Genomic DNA, 16,159 nt, shown 5'->3' with positions numbered 1-16,159 from the left:
TTTTCCTTTCACCATTCATTTCTTGTCAGCATTTGCGATTTGAACACAAAATCTTCCATACACTTTTTTCGATACTAAACGCCCGTCTGATGATCATCTCATCGGATATTTTTGTGAGTAATTATGCACAACTCAGAACGCAAAGCGACGATCATTCTTGTTGTCACGACAATGATCGCAGCACTTGGCTGGATATTTTCAAAAGAAACCATACAGGGGCTTCCTCCGTTCGGTTTTATCGGTTCGCGATTCACCATCGCGTCTCTCTGTTTGTTACCCTTGTGCTACCGACCACTTTTTTCAGCGAAATTGCGAGATGTGTTCTCCGCCAGTGTTGTTGGTTTACTGCTTGGCGGTGCGGTCATGACTTGGATTTATGCGATCTCAATCAGTGACACCTTAGGCGAGGGCGCATTTATCATGAGCCTGTCGATGCTTTTTGTCCCTATTGTTGCTTGGGTTATGTTTCGCCAAAAGCCGCAGCGTATCTTTTGGTTATCACTGCCAATTGCGGTTATCGGTCTGGCGTGTCTTTCCCTTGCGGATGGCTGGAAACAATCTGCGAGCCAGTTGTGGTTTCTTATCGCGGCTCTTCTTCTGGCGCTACACTTTAATGTAAACAGCAAGTACTCGCAAAAGTTGCCGGTGTTATTGCTCACTTGTATCCAACTGTTTTGGGCAGGATGTCTCGGGCTGATTGTCTCTTATTTTGTGGAAACTTTTCCAAGCGAAGTGGATACCTCGATTTGGTGGTGGTTCGCGTTAAGCACCTTGCTGGCAACCAGTCTGCGCTATGTGATGCAAACAATGGGGCAGAAGTTTGTACAAGCAGGCAATGCCGCGCTGATTATGATTTTAGAGCCGGTATGGACGGTTGTGCTGAGTATTCTTTGGTATGGCGAAGTGCTGACCACCAACAAATTCATCGGCTGTTTACTTATTTTACTTTCGCTTGTTATTTATCGCACTGGTGGCAGGTTCCGCTTTCCAAAGCGTATTTAATGACGACTGAGCTAAATCAAGGTAGGTAAATCCTTATGGCAGATACCGATTATGAAGAAACATTGGATATTTTAGATAAGCTGAGTGTTTGTTTGTATCGCACAGGTATCAGCCTTTTTGCGTTGTCGCTAATTGGCTTTTCCGTGTTGTCGTTCGGATGGTTTAGTGGACTTGATGAGCACTACCACATTGTACTGGTCATGATTGGCATATCGGCGGCTTTTTCGGCCGCTAATATTCATATCTATAGCAAGTCAGTTAGGTTAGCGATCAGCTGGTCGAGTTGGGTTGGTTTACTGATTATGCTGAGTGATTTTGATTTAAGCCGAGCTTGGTTATCGCTTGGGTTTGTCTTTGTAACGTTCTCCGGCATAGCGCTTAAAGAGTCTTATTGTTTCAAGGTTCCAGGTTTAAAAGTTGTCCCGATACTTCTTGCAGCTTCTACCTTCGCGCTCTGTTTCGAGTTGTTGACTCTCGCCGCTATCGCGATGTTGTTAGCCGGTTTGATCATGGGGTATTTATCGATCGCTAAGTGGAGAATGCCGCTGCATTTTGACATCGGCATTAAAGCCAAATACGAAGTCTAGCTTGAGATCGGTGTCTGAAATGGCGGACTATTTATTACTCATAGCGATGACGCAATGCCAGTGACACTTTAGATGTCGGTTGGCGGTGCAACTCTTCGCTGATCATCCAGCCTGCTTTCGCTAACAGCTCCAAATCTACTCCAGTTTCTATACCCAAGCCCTGACAAAGGTAAAGGACGTCTTCGGTGGCTACGTTGCCTGAAGCACCGTGAGCATAAGGGCACCCGCCAAGTCCGGCTACACTGCTGTCAATGGTATTAATGCCCATCGTTAAGGCCTGATAAATATTGGCTAGAGCTTGTCCCCAGGTATCATGGAAGTGAACGGCTAATTGTTGGCTTGATACGTTAGTCATGACGGCTTCCAGCAGTTCTCTGACACGATTTGGAGTGCCAGTGCCGATGGTGTCACCGAGCGATACCTCGTAACAGCCCATATTGATGAGACTTGTGGTTATATTCGCTACTTCTTCGGGCTTGGTAAAACCATCATAAGGACAGTCGATAACGCACGACAAATAACCTCGTACAGGGATTCCATGTTTCGTTGCTTGAGCGATCACTGGCTCGAATCGAGTCAGGCTTTCTGATATTGAGCAATTAATGTTGTGCTGACAGAACCCTTCAGAAGCAGAAGTGAAAATAGCCACTTGATTTGCTCCAGACTCCATAGCCTGTTCAAAGCCACGTAAATTAGGGGTAAGCGCTGAGTAGATGACATTGCTTCGTCGGGTGATTGCCTGCATCACCTCTTTTGAATCGGCCATCTGGGGTACCCATTTAGGTGAAACAAAAGAACCAGCTTCAATATGAGTTAACCCGGTATCCGACAACAAGTTGATCAGTCTGATTTTGGTGTGTGTCGAGACCGGTAACTCGTTTTGTAATCCGTCTCGCGCACCCACTTCAACAATATTCACCTTCGAAGGCAGTTTCATTTGTCCTCCTGTTCAGCGCTATGTACCCAACTCGGGGGACGTTTTTCGAGAAATGCCTGTAAACCATCTTGCCCTTGAGGTGAAACACGGATATCGGCAATGACTCTGCTGGTGTACTGAATGAGATTTGAATCAATCGGATTATGGTGGCACTGGTGACACAGAATTTTAGCCTTGCGCATGGCATCAGGGCTATTCAGAAGCAGAGAGTCAATCAACTGATTAAGGGTATCTTCAATTTCACTGGCGTCTTTGACTTCATGTACGATACCAAAGCGCTGCGCATCATCGGCGGAAATAACTTCGCCACTTAATATGTAACGCCTAGCTTGGCGATTTCCCATTGATCGCATGACATAGGGGGCAATCGTCGCCGGAACCAATCCAAGTTTTACTTCACTTAAACAAAAATTAGCGCTCTTGCTCGCTATGGCAATATCGCTGCAGCAAATTAACCCTAAGGCACCGCCAAACGCTGAACCATGAACAACAGCAATCGTTGGTTGAGGGAAAGCATCGAGAGTTTCCATCAAACGCGCTAGATTTTGCGCATCAACAAGATTCTCTTTGCGAGTACTATTGGCCATGGATTTCATCCAGTTTAAGTCGGCACCAGAAGAAAAATGCTCGCCATTACTGCGCAAAATCAGGCAACGAACATCGTTTCTTAGTGCCAGATAGTCAAGCCGATGTATGAGCAGGTCGATCATGCAGGCATCAAACGCATTGTGCTTCTTGGGTCTATTGATGGTAATAGTAGCCACACCATAGTCATTGACGTGCCAAAGCACTTCATCTTGCCTTTTGGCATTGGGAATAATGCTCGGTGGTATTTCCTGCATGATGCTTTCCTTTATTAAAAATTAGCTTTAGTAACAATCAGCTTTGTTTACATTCTGCTTCTTTACATCCTACTTTTTACATTCTAAATACGCCAAACTCACTGTCATGAATGGGCGCATTAAGTACAGCATTGAGCGCCTGAGCCAATACCTGGCGAGTGTCCTTAGGATCGATGATGCCGTCATCCCATAATCTTGCGCTGGCGTAGTACGGATGTCCCTGAGTCTCATACAAGTCTATGATCGATTTTCGAAATGTGTGTTCTTCTTGTTCTGACCAGCTTTCTCCCTGACGTTCTTTTATGTCTTTACGAATTTGCGTCAAGACGCCCGCCGCTTGCTCCCCACCCATTACCGAAATTCGCGCGTTTGGCCACATCCAAATCATGGTCGGATCATAAGCTCGACCGCACATTCCGTAGTTTCCGGCACCGTATGAACCGCCAATGATGACGGTAAACTTGGGTACTTCAGCACACGCAACTGCCATGACGAGCTTCGCACCGTGTTTAGCAATGCCTTCTTCCTCAACTTTCTTACCGACCATAAAACCAGTGATATTTTGTAGAAACAGCAGGGGAGTTTTGCGTTTGGCACACAGTTCAATAAAGTGTGCTCCTTTTTGTGAAGAGTCAGAAAAAAGAATACCGTTGTTAGCAACAATACCAATTAAATGACCGTGGATACGGGCAAAGCCGCAAACGAGTGTTCTGCCATACAGCGCTTTGAATTCATCAAAGTCCGAATCATCAACGATGCGCGCAATGATTTCTCGTATATCAAACGACAATCGAAGGTTAGCGTTGACGATACCGTACATTTCTTCAGCGTTGTAACGTGGAGGTAGATTGGTGTGTTCGGATTTGCTGAGTTTGGGTTGATTGGCGTTGGCAATGGCCTCGCGCGCTAGCATCAGAGCGTGATCATCATTTTCTGCATAATAATCAGAGACTCCTGATTTTCTGCAATGGACATCAGCACCACCAAGCTCTTCACCAGTCACAATTTCGCCTGTCGCTGCTTTTACTAACGGTGGCCCGGCGAGAAATATCGTGCCCTGTTCTTTAACCATAATGGAGACATCAGCCATCGCCGGTACATATGCACCTCCTGCGGTACAAAGCCCCATGACAACGGCAATTTGGGGAATGCCTTTAGCTGACATTCTGGCTTGATTGAAGAAGATACGCCCAAAATGATCTTTATCGGGGAACACCTCGGCCTGATGCGGGAGGTTTGCACCGCCTGAATCGACCAGATAGACGCAGGGCAATCGACAGCGTTGAGCGATCTCCTGCGCTCGCAGATGTTTCTTTACGGTAAGAGGGTAGTAAGTGCCGCCTTTAACCGAAGGATCATTGGCGATGACCATGCACTGAACGCCTTTAATCGTACCAATACCTGCTACTACGCCTGCACAGGGTATGGATTCTTCATACACTTCCCATGCAGCAAATTGGCTGATTTCAAGAAAGTCACTTTCATCGTCGAGTAATTTCGTTATACGTTCGCGAACAGGCAGCTTTCCTTTGCTTTGTTGATGCAAAATGGCTTTCTCACCGCCGCCTTGTTTGATGCCTTCAATGTCGGTGCGGAGCTTATTCACCAATTTTTCCATTGCCGCTTTGTTAGAAAGAAACAGCTCGTCAGTTGGCTTGGTCTTGCTTTTGATGATGGCCATAGAGACTTCCTTTTCAGGGCGAGTGATCTCGTGACTAGCGTGATTCCTCGAACAATTCCCGCCCTATTAACATGCGACGAATTTCAGAGGTTCCCGCACCAATTTCATACAGCTTGGCATCGCGCAGTAGCCGCCCGGTTGCGTACTCATTGACGTAACCATTACCTCCCAGAAGTTGTATGGCGTCCAGCGACATTTGTGTGGCAAGCTCCGCGCTGTATAGGATGACGCCTGCCGCATCTTTACGTGTGCATTCACCACGGTCACAGGCAGATGCGACCGTGTAGACATAGGCTTTCGCCGCATTCATTCGTGAATACATATCGGCAAGTTTGCCTTGAACTAACTGAAACTCACCAATCGACTTGCCAAACTGTTTACGCTCGTGAACGTAAGGCACCACAATATCCATACAAGCCTGCATTATCCCCAAAGGGCCGCCAGCGAGAATCACTCGTTCATAGTCAAGACCACTCATTAAGACTTCCACACCTCGGTTTATTTCACCGAGGATATTGGCTTTGGGCACGACACAATTCTTAAAAACTAGCTCACAAGTGTTGGAGCCGCGCATACCCAATTTATCGAGCTTCTGCGCATCACTAAAACCTTCAAATCCTCGCTCAATAATAAATGCGGTAATCCCTCGCGAACCCGCGCTTGGATCGGTTTTCGCGTAAACCACCAATATATCGGCATCAGGTCCATTGGTGACCCACATTTTATTGCCGTTTAACTCAAAATGGTCACCTCTGTTTTCTGCCTTAAGCTGCATACTGACGACATCAGAACCGGCGTTCGGTTCGCTCATCGCCAGTGCACCGATATAAGAGCCATTAATTAAGTTAGGTAGATACTTTTCCCGTTGTGCTTGCGTACCATTTCGAAAGATTTGATTAACACAAAGGTTGGAATGGGCACCGTAGCTAAGCCCTACAGAGGCGGAAGCGCGACTGACTTCCTCCATGGCGATGACATGAGCGAGATAACCCATTCCAGCACCACCGTAGTGTTCGTCTACCGTGACACCCAGTAACCCCATCTCGCCAAACAGCGGCCACAAATAGTCGGGAAACTGATTGTTATGATCGATATGTGCAGCAATCGGCGCGATATGCTCCGTAGCAAAGGCATTGACATGGTCCCGGAGCATGTCAATGGTTTCTCCGAGGCCAAAATTAAGTGGGGTGTAAGCGGATTTCATAACATTTCCCCTGTAACAGGATTAAAGTCAGGGATACGTGGATATTTTATTGTGCTTCTGCAACGTCTGTAAGCAGCGTTCCTTGGCGGCGTTTAATTCACCCATCACAACGTTGATGTCATTCATCTGTTGTTGGAGCAACGCTTGTTTTTCTTCAATGATAGTGAGCATTTTAAGCAGTTGCTCGTCTGTTTGTTGAAGATCGTACAGGTCAAAAAGTTCACGAATTTCTGCGAGTGAAAAGCCAAGCCGTTTACCTCTCAGAATGAGTTTCAAACGGATTTTGTCTCTGCGCTGATAAACGCGCATATTACCTTGCCGTTCAGGCTCAATCAGCCCCACATCTTCATAAAATCGGATGCTGCGCGTCGTAATATCAAATTCTTTAGCAAGATCGCTAATTTTGTATTTTTCCATCACACACTTACCTCAAATTACTTATCTCAACTTACTTACTTGAAATAACAAACAAGAAACAAGCTTCTCGAAGTCGGACCTCTGTGGTGAAAGGTCGGAGGAAATTTATGCTTTTATCAATTTGTTTCTTTACCTCACAGTAAAGGCTAGTGCTATGCTTACGTAAACGTCAAGAAATCACAGTGCGAAAGATTCATCGTTTGATTTGAAACTTTAGCGGTTATGAAGGGTTTTGAGAGCGATTGTGATGGGCAAATTCGTGCGCTGTGATACACCTTGTAAGGATGTGGAATCATGGAAAATGACATCTGGATTGTCAGTGCGAAAAGAACACCAATCGGACGCTTTCAGGGGCTACTACAAACCTTTTCTGCTCCTGCGTTAGGGGCTATTGCGATTAAAAGTGCGCTCAAAGAAGTTAACATCACTTCAGTGGATGAAGTCTTTATGGGCTGCGTTTTGCCGGCTGGTTGCGGTCAGGCTCCGGCACGGCAGGCAGCACTAGAGGCCGAGCTGCCCATTTCTACTGGCTGTACCACCATCAACAAGGTGTGTGGCTCGGGAATGAAGAGCGTGATGCTGGCGCATGATTTAATTAAAGCGGGCACCATTCATACCGCAGTCGCGGGTGGTATGGAGAGTATGACCAACGCCCCGTATCTGATGAAAGATGCTCGAAGTGGTATGCGGATGGGACATCAATCCGTTTATGATCATATGTTCCTTGATGGTTTAGAAGATGCTTACGAAGGTTTGTTGATGGGGGTGTATGCTCAGCAAATCGCAGACAGACTCAAATTCACCCGTAAAAAAATGGATGAATGGGCGGCGATGTCTGCGACACGTGCACTAGAAGCTCAAGAACAAAGGCTGTTTGATGATGAAATTTCTCCAGTAGAAATTCGTAGTAAAGCGTCTTCCATGGTTCTGGATTATGATGAACATCCGCGTTCGATTGACTTCGAAAAAATCGCCCAACTTAAACCTGCATTTGATATCCACGGTACAGTGACTGCCGCAAATTCAAGCGCGATTTCAGACGGTGCAGCCGCACTCGTTCTGATGGACGAAGAAACTGCCCACCATCACCATCTTCCTCCACTGGCCGTGATAAGAGGTCATGCGACACACGCCAGAGAACCCGCAGAATTTACCCTTGCTCCAGTTTTCGCAATTGAGCAATTGCTATCGCAACTCGACTGGTCGATTGATGAGATTGACCTTTGGGAGATTAATGAAGCCTTTGCTGTTGTAACGCAAATTGCCATTGCTGAATTGGGCCTCGATCCAGGCAAAGTAAACATCAAGGGCGGGGCATGTGCGCTAGGACATCCTATTGGTGCGAGTGGTGCGCGTATTTTGGTTACTTTGACCCACAGTTTGCGTCAGTTGCAGGCATTAGGGGTAGACGGCGATTCAGGCAATAAAAAAGTTGTAAGAGGTATCGCTGCGATTTGTATCGGTGGTGGAGAAGCGACAGCTATCGGTATCGAAGTTCCGCTTTAATTTCAGAAATGGCAGTAAAGGAGTAGTAGATGATGACTCGTTTTGTTCCCTTATTTATTGGCGGTGAATTTCGTGAATCTCAAACAACAGATTGGATAGAAGTCACCAACCCTGCCACTAATGATGTGATAGCGTACGTTCCGTGCTCAACGCATGAAGAGATGCATGCTGCAATCGACAGCGCTAAATCGACGTTTCAGACCTGGAAAAATGTGGCTGTCTCTGAGCGTGCACGATTGATGCTCCGTTATCAACATTTGCTGAAAGAACATCATGATGAACTTGCGATATTGCTCTCACACGAAACGGGTAAGATTTTAGCCGACGCTAAAGGGGATGTTTGGCGTGGGATTGAGGTTGTTGAACAAGCCGCGAATATTGCCAGCAATTTGATGGGTGAAACGGTTGAAAACGTCGCGACCGATATTGACAGTTACTCGCTCATTCAACCTTTGGGTGTGTGCTGCGGTATTACACCATTTAACTTTCCGGCGATGATCCCTCTATGGATGTTTCCAATCGCCATTGCCAGCGGCAACACTTTTGTTCTCAAACCTTCCGAGCAGGTGCCTCTGACTTCCGTTCGCCTTGCTGAATTGTTTGAAGAAGCAGGCGCACCAAAAGGCGTTTTACAGATCGTTCATGGCCGCAAGGAGCAGGTAGATTTTCTGCTCACACATCATGACATTCGAGCGGTTTCTTTCGTTGGGTCTGTTCCTGTCGCTCAATACATTTATACGACAGGCACGCAGAACTTTAAACGTGTACAAGCGTTTGCTGGCGCTAAAAATCATATGGTGATCATGCCAGATGCCAACAAAGAGCACGTAATAAACAACTTAGTTGGATCTTCGGTTGGTGCCGCAGGTCAGCGCTGTATGGCTATCTCAGTCGCGGTCTTTGTTGGTGACTCTAAAGCGTGGATTGATGATCTTAAAGAGGAGATGGCGAACATTCATCCGGGAGCATGGGATGATGAAGATGCCGCCTATGGCCCACTGATAAGCGAGCAGGCAAAACAACGCGTATTAGGTTTGATTGAGTTGGGTAAACAGCAAGGAGCAGTGTGTGTGCTCGATGGTAGTCAATGCGAGGTGGATGGATTCCCTGATGGTAACTGGGTAGGACCGACGTTGTTCAGAGGCGTATCTACAGATATGTCAATTTATACTCAGGAGATCTTTGGCCCTGTGTTGGTTTGTATGGAAGTGGACACCCTGCAAGAAGCGATTGAGCTGGTTAATCGCAATCCTTATGGCAACGGGACGTCGATTTTTACGGCCAACGGGGCTGCGGCGCGAAAATTTCAACACGAGATCCAGGTGGGTCAGGTTGGTATTAATGTACCGATTCCAGTTCCATTACCGTTTTTCTCATTTACTGGCTGGCGTGGCAGTTTTTACGGCGATCTTCATGCGTATGGTAAGCAGGCCGTCCGATTCTATACCGAAACTAAAACCGTTACTTCGCGTTGGTTCGATGATGATATTCCAAGCGGGCCAAATCTCACAATCCAGCTACGCTAAGCTGGCAACAGGGAGTTGATATGGACTTTGAACTTAATGAAGATCAACGTGCGTTTTCAGATACGGCTCAACAGTTTGCCGAGGAGCGTTTAGCGCCAATGGCTGCGGAGTGGGATGAAAAACAGATCTTTCCCAAAGAGGTATTGCGAGAAGCGGGTGAGTTAGGCTTTTTAAGTCTCTATACCCCGGAAGAACAAGGCGGATTGGGCCTCAGCCGCTTAGACTCCTCAATCATTTTTGAACAATTGTCCATGGGCTGCACATCGACAACGGCGTTTATGACCATTCACAATATGGTGAGCTGGATGATAGCCAGTTTTGCCAGTGACGAAATTAAAACGCAATTTTGTCCTAAATTAGTCACTGGTGAATGGTTGGGCTCTTACTGTCTGACTGAGCCAAATGCAGGTTCTGATGCTGCGTCACTGACCACTTCTGCCACTAAAAAAGGTGACCTGTATATTCTCAACGGCAGTAAGACGTTTATTTCTGGCGCAGGTGATACTGATGTATTGGTCGTGATGGCGCGAACCGGAGAATCAGGTGCCAAAGGCGTATCAGCTTTTGTGGTTGAGGCAAATGCGACAGGCATAAGCTACGGACGTAAGGAACCCAAAATGGGCTGGAACAGCCAGCCGACTCGCGCCGTCACTTTTGAAAACGTTGCCGTCCCAGTCAATCATTTATTGGGTGAAGAAGGGCAAGGTTTCATCTTTGCAATGAAAGGGCTGGATGGTGGACGCATCAACATCGCAACTTGTTCAGTCGGAACCGCGCAACAGGCACTCAATCATGCAGCTCAGTACATGCAGGAACGAAAACAGTTCGGTAAATCATTGGCCCAATTTCAGGCGCTGCAATTTAAATTAGCCGATATGGCAACAGAGCTGGTTGCAGCAAGGCAATTGGTACGTTACGCCGCGAGTAAACTCGATAAAGGTGACTCTGATGCAACGACTTACTGTGCGATGGCTAAACGATTTGCTACCGATGTAGGGTTTCAAGTCTGTGACCAGGCGCTGCAGCTATATGGCGGTTACGGCTACATCAGAGAATACCCGATGGAGCGCTATTTCCGTGACGTTCGAGTACACCAAATACTGGAAGGCACCAATGAAATCATGCGGTTGATTATTGCACGCCGTTTGCTCTCGGAAGCGTCGACATTGCTGTAATTCTGTTTTCAAACATTTTAATTTGGAAAGGATTCGGGATATGCCATCAACTCAACAAGCTATTCAACACCAAATTAGCAATCATGTTGCTGTGATTACGATGAACAACCCACCTGCGAATACCTGGACAGCAGAGAGCCTTAGGGCGCTGAAATCACTTGTACTGGAACTCAATCAAAATCGAGACGTTTACGCACTGGTGATCACGGGAAGTGGAGAAAAGTTCTTCTCGGCGGGCGCTGATCTCAAGTTATTTGCCGATGGAGACAAAGCGGTTGCATTAGAGATGGCACGATCGTTTGGCGAAGCTTTTGAAACACTCTCCGATTTTAGGGGAGTTTCAATTGCCGCGATTAACGGCTATGCCATGGGTGGTGGATTAGAAGTCGCTTTGGCGTGTGATATTCGCGTGGTCGAAGAACAAGCCGTACTGGCATTACCAGAAGCTAAGGTAGGTTTACTCCCTTGTGCTGGTGGCACACAAAATCTTACCGCGATAATTGGGGAAGGTTGGGCTAAACGCATGATTCTTTGTGGTGAACAAGTCAGCGCAATCCAAGCAAAAGAACTAGGCTTAGCAGAGGAGATCGTGGCGAAAGGGCAATCGTTGAATAAAGCGATGGAAATGGCAGAGTCAGTATCAAACCAGTCTCCGTCTTCTGTGGCTGCGTGCAAAATCCTGATTCAGAACATGCGTTCAGCTCCTCGAAAGCATGGGTTAATCAAAGAGCGAGAGTTATTCCTCAATCTCTTTGATACAGAAGACCAGACGGAAGGCGTTCGTGCCTTTCTTGAAAAGCGTCAACCGAACTGGAAAAACCAATAGGAGGCCAAATGGCTGGGATGGTAACGATCACTGAATTGGAGTGTTTAGACGGTATACATCGTATAGGAGTTGCGACCTTAGATAATGTGTCGTCTCTAAATGCACTGACCTATGACATGTTGGCCCAACTCCATGATCAGTTACTGAAATGGAAAGACGATTCTCATTTGGTCTGTGTGGTTTTATCTGGTGCAGGCGAAAAAGCGTTTTGTGCGGGCGGTGACGTTAGGTCTATTTATCATGTCATGCACAATGAAAACAAAGACGCTATTGCAGAATTTTGTACACGCTATTTCACATTAGAGTATGAGTGCGACTATCTCATCCATACCTATAACAAACCTATAATCGGCTGGGGTGAGGGTATCGTCATGGGTGGTGGTATGGGGCTCTTTATGGGAACGAGTCATAAAGTTGTTACCCCTAAATCACGTTTGGCGATGCCCGAAGTAAACATTGGCCTTTATCCCGATGTCGGTGGGACGTGGTTCTTAAGCCAAATTGATCCTGATGTGGGACTGTTTCTTGGATTGACTGGAGCGACAGTGAATGCGAGTGACGCTGTCACAATAGGTTTTGCCGACTGGTTACTCTTAGAGGAACATTACCCGACATTGCTCACGGAACTGCAAAGGCTTTCTTGGGGTACTGAGAGCCCGAAAGTGCTTGTGGATGCGCTGTTGGCATTGTTAGAAGAAGAGATCATCGATAGTAAACCAACTACACAAATTTGTCCGTGTTTGGAACAAATTAGAGAAGCGTGTAAAGGCCTCGATTTAAACCTTATTGGGCAGCGAATCATGGCAATGGAGAGCACTAATCAGTGGTTAGAAAATGCCAAACAGTCATTTGCTTCCGGAAGTCCAATTACGGCCCATATCTGCTTCAGGCAAGTCAAAGAGTTCCACAGTTTACCGCTTGCGGATTGCTTCCGATTAGAGCTTACGCTCTCGGTTCGCGGTGCGTTACTAGGAGAGTTTAAAGAAGGCGTTCGAGCGAGACTGATCGACCGTGATGGCGAACCAAATTGGATGTTTAAAAGTGTCTCGGAAGTCGATGAAGATTTGATTGATACGCTATTTACCTCACTTTGGGCAAAAGATGAACATCCACTTGCTGAGTTAGGAAATGAAGGAGAATCACTATGAGTACCATCGCTTTTATCGGATTAGGCAACATGGGAACCCCAATGGCGCAGAATTTACTGGCGTCGGGATTTCATGTGCAAGTGTTTGATTTGGATACCGACGCTTCAAGAAAGCTCGAGCCGTTTGGCGCGGTTGTCGCAAGTTCGTTGCAAGAAGTAGTTGATGGGGCTGGCACTGTCATCACCATGTTGCAAACCGCTTCACAGGTGAGAAGTACCTACCTCGGTGATTTGTATGGGAAGATCGGGGTTCTCAATCTTGTTTCTCCAAATACGTTATTGATTGATTGTTCCACCGTCGATCCGGATTCGGCACGATTAGTCGCCAATGAAGCCGCAAATAAGAAACTGTTATTCGTTGATGCTCCTGTCTCTGGCGGGGTGGCTGGGGCAGTAGCAGCAACATTGACTTTTATCGTTGGTGGCTCAGTCGAGGCATTTTCTAAAGCTAATGCGATTTTGCAATACATGGGTAAAAATGTGTTCCATGCTGGTAAAGCAGGCGATGGTCAAATGTCGAAGATTTGTAATAACCTGATGCTCGGGATCTTGATGTCGGGTACTTGTGAAGCCTTGAATCTTGGTATTGATCATGGTTTGGACCCTAAAGTTCTGTCGAATATTATGTTGCAAAGCTCGGGACGAAATTGGGCGTTGGAACTTTATAATCCTTGTCCGGGAGTGATGGAAAGTTCTCCGGCAAGTCATCAGTACCAACCGGGCTTTATGAGCAAATTAATGCTGAAAGACTTAGGGTTAGGTCTAGATGCGGCATTACAAACTCACTCTTCTGTGCCGATGGGCTCGCTTGCACGCAACTTATATGCTTTCCATAACTCAAGTGGTTATGGCGAGCTCGATTTCTCAAGTTTGTTTGAGTTTTATAAGAACCAAAAATGATTGGAAATTGGGAATGACGATGTTGCGCTATTAAGTTTGTATCAACGCTCTCCGTCATTCCCGACAGGCCTAAATGAGTTCTCCGGAATCTGATTACAGAAGATTGAGACGCGTTGGTTTTTGTAGTTTGGCAAACGGTGCAACGTGCGTATGAGTCGTCATCAAGTGTTGGAGTGAAGGTATGGATCTAAAAAACAGTGTCATAGCAATCACCGGTGCGGGGCAGGGGCTTGGACAAATGATGGCGGTTATTCTCGCTCGTGCAGGGGCTGATTTGGCTTTGCTTGATGTCAATGAAAGCGGTTTACGAGAGACTCAACAGCAATGTCAAATGCTAAGTGCTAAGGCGTTAACTTACCTGTTAGACGTAACCAATGAGCAGCAAGTCGAAGCTACGTTTGACGATATTCTCCAAGATTTTGGGCAATTGAACGGGCTTGTCAATAACGCTGGGGTACTCAGGGATGGCCTACTGGTCAAAGTAAAAGATGGTGTGATCAGCAAGATGTCTCTGGAACAGTTCAATATGGTAATGAATGTAAACGTGACAGGAACCTTTCTTTGTGGTCGTGAGGCTGCAGTGAGAATGATTGAAAGTGAGTCTCGTGGTGTGATCATCAACATATCAAGTGTTGCGCGAGCGGGTAACATTGGTCAAACCAACTATTCCGCTTCCAAAGCCGCTGTAGCCACCATGGCGACGACTTGGGCACGCGAGTTAGCACAGTATGGTATTCGCGCTGCCGCAATTGCACCGGGTGTTGTACATACTCCAATGGCTGAGAACATGAAGCCTGAAGTGATTGAACGTCTCGAAAAAATGATCCCGATAGGAAGATTGGCTAAGGCGAATGAAATCGCACATGCTGTTAAATACATCCTTGAAAATGAATACTTTACTGGAAGAGTGCTAGAAGTGGATGGAGGTCTGCGGATGTAATTAATTTAATTGAAGCTTTTCTATTGTAACGTGTTAATTTTATGGAGTTTTTAATTTCATCTAACCCTTTGGTAAGCTAGTTTCAGACTAACCTATTTTTATTATGAATGTATTAGTTTTATGGTGGCTCATGGATAAATACCATGTAAAAACTACGTGAAATTGTTAAATTGATCTAGATCACATTTCGTTGGTTTGAGTTTTAACCAACGTGCTCGTTTTTTTTGAATGACTAAACCATCAATAGTCACACTTCATTTTCCTCATTCAAGCCCCGTTTTTTCTGGTGTAACAGTTCTTTCTTGCTACCTAAAGACACGATCATAATGCGCTAAATTTTTACTAATTTAATGATAAATGAAATGTTAGTTTTCAGATATGACTCGTGAGCTTTAACTTCTAACTCCTCATAATGCGGCCGAATGTAACATTGTATTTCAAAGTGTAACAATAAACTCACACTGAAAGTGTGGTTTTATATTTTGACGTCCAATGTCGCATATGCTCAACACATAAACATTCTAATGACTATAACAACTGGTTCTTGGCATTTGCTTTGAAACCAGACAACCATCGAGAAAGTTAATGGAAGCCTCAAGATATAAACGCATCTTATCGAGGGGGAGTCTGGCGTCCGTCATACTTTTGCTCTCAGGATGTAACTCTGCTTTGCTTGACCCCAAAGGTGCTATTGGTGTCCAGGAAAAAGAGCTGATCATCACTGCTCTTTTGCTGATGTTGATCGTCGTGATCCCCGTGATTCTAATGACGGTTTACTTCGCCTACCGATACCGAGCAAGTAACACCCAAGAAGAGTACGCCCCAGAGTGGTCGCACTCGACAAAAATAGAAGTAGTGGTATGGACTATTCCTATCATAATCGTTGCAGTTTTAGCCGCTATCACATGGCGTTCTACCCACGAACTGGAGCCTTCTAAGCCTCTGGTAAGTGATGTAAAACCAATGACGATAGAGGTGGTTGCACTAGATTGGAAATGGCTGTTCATCTACCCGGAAGAAAACATTGCGACGGTTAACTACGTAGCGTTTCCAAAAGATGTTCCTGTGCAGTTCAAGCTGACGTCCGACAACATCATGAACGCGTTCTTCATCCCACGTTTAGGTACTCAGATTTACGCGATGCCTGGCATGGTAACCAAGTTAAATTTGATTGCTAACCATGAAGGTGACTTCAAGGGCTTTGCTTCGAACTTCAGTGGGGAAGGCTTCTCACAAATGAAGTTCACTGCGTCGGCTATGCCTGACCGCGCTGCATTCCTCAACTGGGTGCAGAAAGTAAAAGCGAGTCCAGACCGTATCGAAGACTGGGTACAGTACAGCACGCTAGCTGAACCTAGTATTGCTGAGCCGGTTACTTTGTTCTCAAGTGTACCTCCGTTCCTATTCAGCAATGTCGTGACTCAGCATCCTGGTTCTATGAACTGTATGCCTGAAAACCAAGGATAATC

General features: G+C 46.1%; 15 protein-coding genes. 10 read left to right on the top strand and 5 right to left on the bottom strand.

The window, feature by feature from the left end:
• Positions 1 to 123 precede the first annotated feature (123 nt).
• Together WJM94_RS17550 and WJM94_RS17545 are read left to right on the top strand one after the other, a co-directional pair.
• Positions 124 to 1,002, top strand: coding sequence for a DMT family transporter (locus tag WJM94_RS17550; protein WP_444495489.1), 879 nt, complete (start codon positions 124 to 126; stop codon positions 1,000 to 1,002).
• 35 nt (positions 1,003 to 1,037) lie between these two features.
• Complete coding sequence (locus WJM94_RS17545; protein ID WP_444495488.1) at positions 1,038 to 1,589, top strand: DUF2301 domain-containing membrane protein; 552 nt, start codon at positions 1,038 to 1,040, stop codon at positions 1,587 to 1,589.
• 34 nt (positions 1,590 to 1,623) lie between these two features.
• On the opposite strand, the gene WJM94_RS17540 is transcribed toward WJM94_RS17545, so the two are convergent.
• From WJM94_RS17540 to WJM94_RS17520, 5 genes are all read right to left on the bottom strand, one after another.
• On the bottom strand, positions 1,624 to 2,526 hold the full coding sequence (locus tag WJM94_RS17540) for a hydroxymethylglutaryl-CoA lyase (protein ID WP_444495487.1): 903 nt from the start codon (positions 2,524 to 2,526) through the stop codon (positions 1,624 to 1,626).
• On the bottom strand, positions 2,523 to 3,368 hold the full coding sequence (locus tag WJM94_RS17535; RefSeq protein WP_444495486.1) for an enoyl-CoA hydratase-related protein: 846 nt from the start codon (positions 3,366 to 3,368) through the stop codon (positions 2,523 to 2,525). Before WJM94_RS17535 ends, WJM94_RS17540 begins: the two co-directional genes overlap by 4 nt.
• A 76-nt stretch (positions 3,369 to 3,444) precedes the next feature.
• Positions 3,445 to 5,049, bottom strand: coding sequence for a carboxyl transferase domain-containing protein (locus tag WJM94_RS17530; RefSeq protein ID WP_444495485.1), 1,605 nt, complete (start codon positions 5,047 to 5,049; stop codon positions 3,445 to 3,447).
• 34 nt (positions 5,050 to 5,083) lie between these two features.
• Positions 5,084 to 6,253 (bottom strand): isovaleryl-CoA dehydrogenase, encoded by a 1,170-nt coding sequence (locus WJM94_RS17525; RefSeq protein WP_444495484.1) that lies wholly within the window; start codon positions 6,251 to 6,253, stop codon positions 5,084 to 5,086.
• 27 nt (positions 6,254 to 6,280) lie between these two features.
• The gene (locus WJM94_RS17520) at positions 6,281 to 6,670 is read right to left on the bottom strand and encodes a MerR family transcriptional regulator (protein ID WP_444495483.1); all 390 of its coding nucleotides are present in this window, start codon (positions 6,668 to 6,670) and stop codon (positions 6,281 to 6,283) included.
• A gap of 294 nt (positions 6,671 to 6,964) precedes the next feature.
• Between WJM94_RS17520 and WJM94_RS17515 the strand changes: the two genes are divergently transcribed.
• The 8 genes from WJM94_RS17515 to cyoA all read left to right on the top strand — a co-directional run bounded on the left by WJM94_RS17515 (position 6,965) and on the right by cyoA (position 16,157).
• The gene (locus WJM94_RS17515) at positions 6,965 to 8,176 is read left to right on the top strand and encodes a thiolase family protein (protein WP_444495482.1); all 1,212 of its coding nucleotides are present in this window, start codon (positions 6,965 to 6,967) and stop codon (positions 8,174 to 8,176) included.
• Positions 8,177 to 8,208: 32 nt separating this feature from the next.
• Positions 8,209 to 9,702 carry a CoA-acylating methylmalonate-semialdehyde dehydrogenase gene (locus WJM94_RS17510; RefSeq protein ID WP_444495549.1) on the top strand — a complete coding sequence of 498 codons (1,494 nt, stop codon included), beginning with the start codon at positions 8,209 to 8,211 and terminating at the stop codon, positions 9,700 to 9,702.
• Positions 9,703 to 9,722: 20 nt separating this feature from the next.
• Positions 9,723 to 10,877 (top strand): acyl-CoA dehydrogenase family protein, encoded by a 1,155-nt coding sequence (locus WJM94_RS17505; RefSeq protein WP_444495481.1) that lies wholly within the window; start codon positions 9,723 to 9,725, stop codon positions 10,875 to 10,877.
• Between the two features lie 40 nt (positions 10,878 to 10,917).
• A complete protein-coding gene (locus WJM94_RS17500) occupies positions 10,918 to 11,703 on the top strand; it encodes an enoyl-CoA hydratase (RefSeq protein WP_444495480.1) in 786 nt (261 codons plus the stop codon).
• Between the two features lie 8 nt (positions 11,704 to 11,711).
• Entirely contained in the window at positions 11,712 to 12,851 is a 1,140-nt protein-coding gene (locus tag WJM94_RS17495) for an enoyl-CoA hydratase/isomerase family protein (RefSeq protein ID WP_444495479.1), read from the top strand.
• Complete coding sequence (mmsB, locus tag WJM94_RS17490; protein WP_444495478.1) at positions 12,848 to 13,750, top strand: 3-hydroxyisobutyrate dehydrogenase; 903 nt, start codon at positions 12,848 to 12,850, stop codon at positions 13,748 to 13,750. The genes WJM94_RS17495 and mmsB overlap by 4 nt, the downstream gene beginning before the upstream one ends.
• A gap of 181 nt (positions 13,751 to 13,931) precedes the next feature.
• Complete coding sequence (locus tag WJM94_RS17485) at positions 13,932 to 14,690, top strand: SDR family oxidoreductase (RefSeq protein ID WP_444495477.1); 759 nt, start codon at positions 13,932 to 13,934, stop codon at positions 14,688 to 14,690.
• 585 nt (positions 14,691 to 15,275) lie between these two features.
• Positions 15,276 to 16,157: a ubiquinol oxidase subunit II gene (gene cyoA, locus WJM94_RS17480; RefSeq protein WP_444495476.1), complete on the top strand. Its 882-nt coding sequence runs from the start codon at positions 15,276 to 15,278 to the stop codon at positions 16,155 to 16,157.
• Positions 16,158 to 16,159 lie beyond the last annotated feature (2 nt).

The sequence above is a fragment of the Vibrio sp. YIC-376 genome (assembly GCF_052353105.1).
Classification (GTDB): Bacteria; Pseudomonadota; Gammaproteobacteria; order Enterobacterales; family Vibrionaceae; genus Vibrio.
This window is presented reverse-complemented; position numbering and strand designations above follow the sequence as displayed.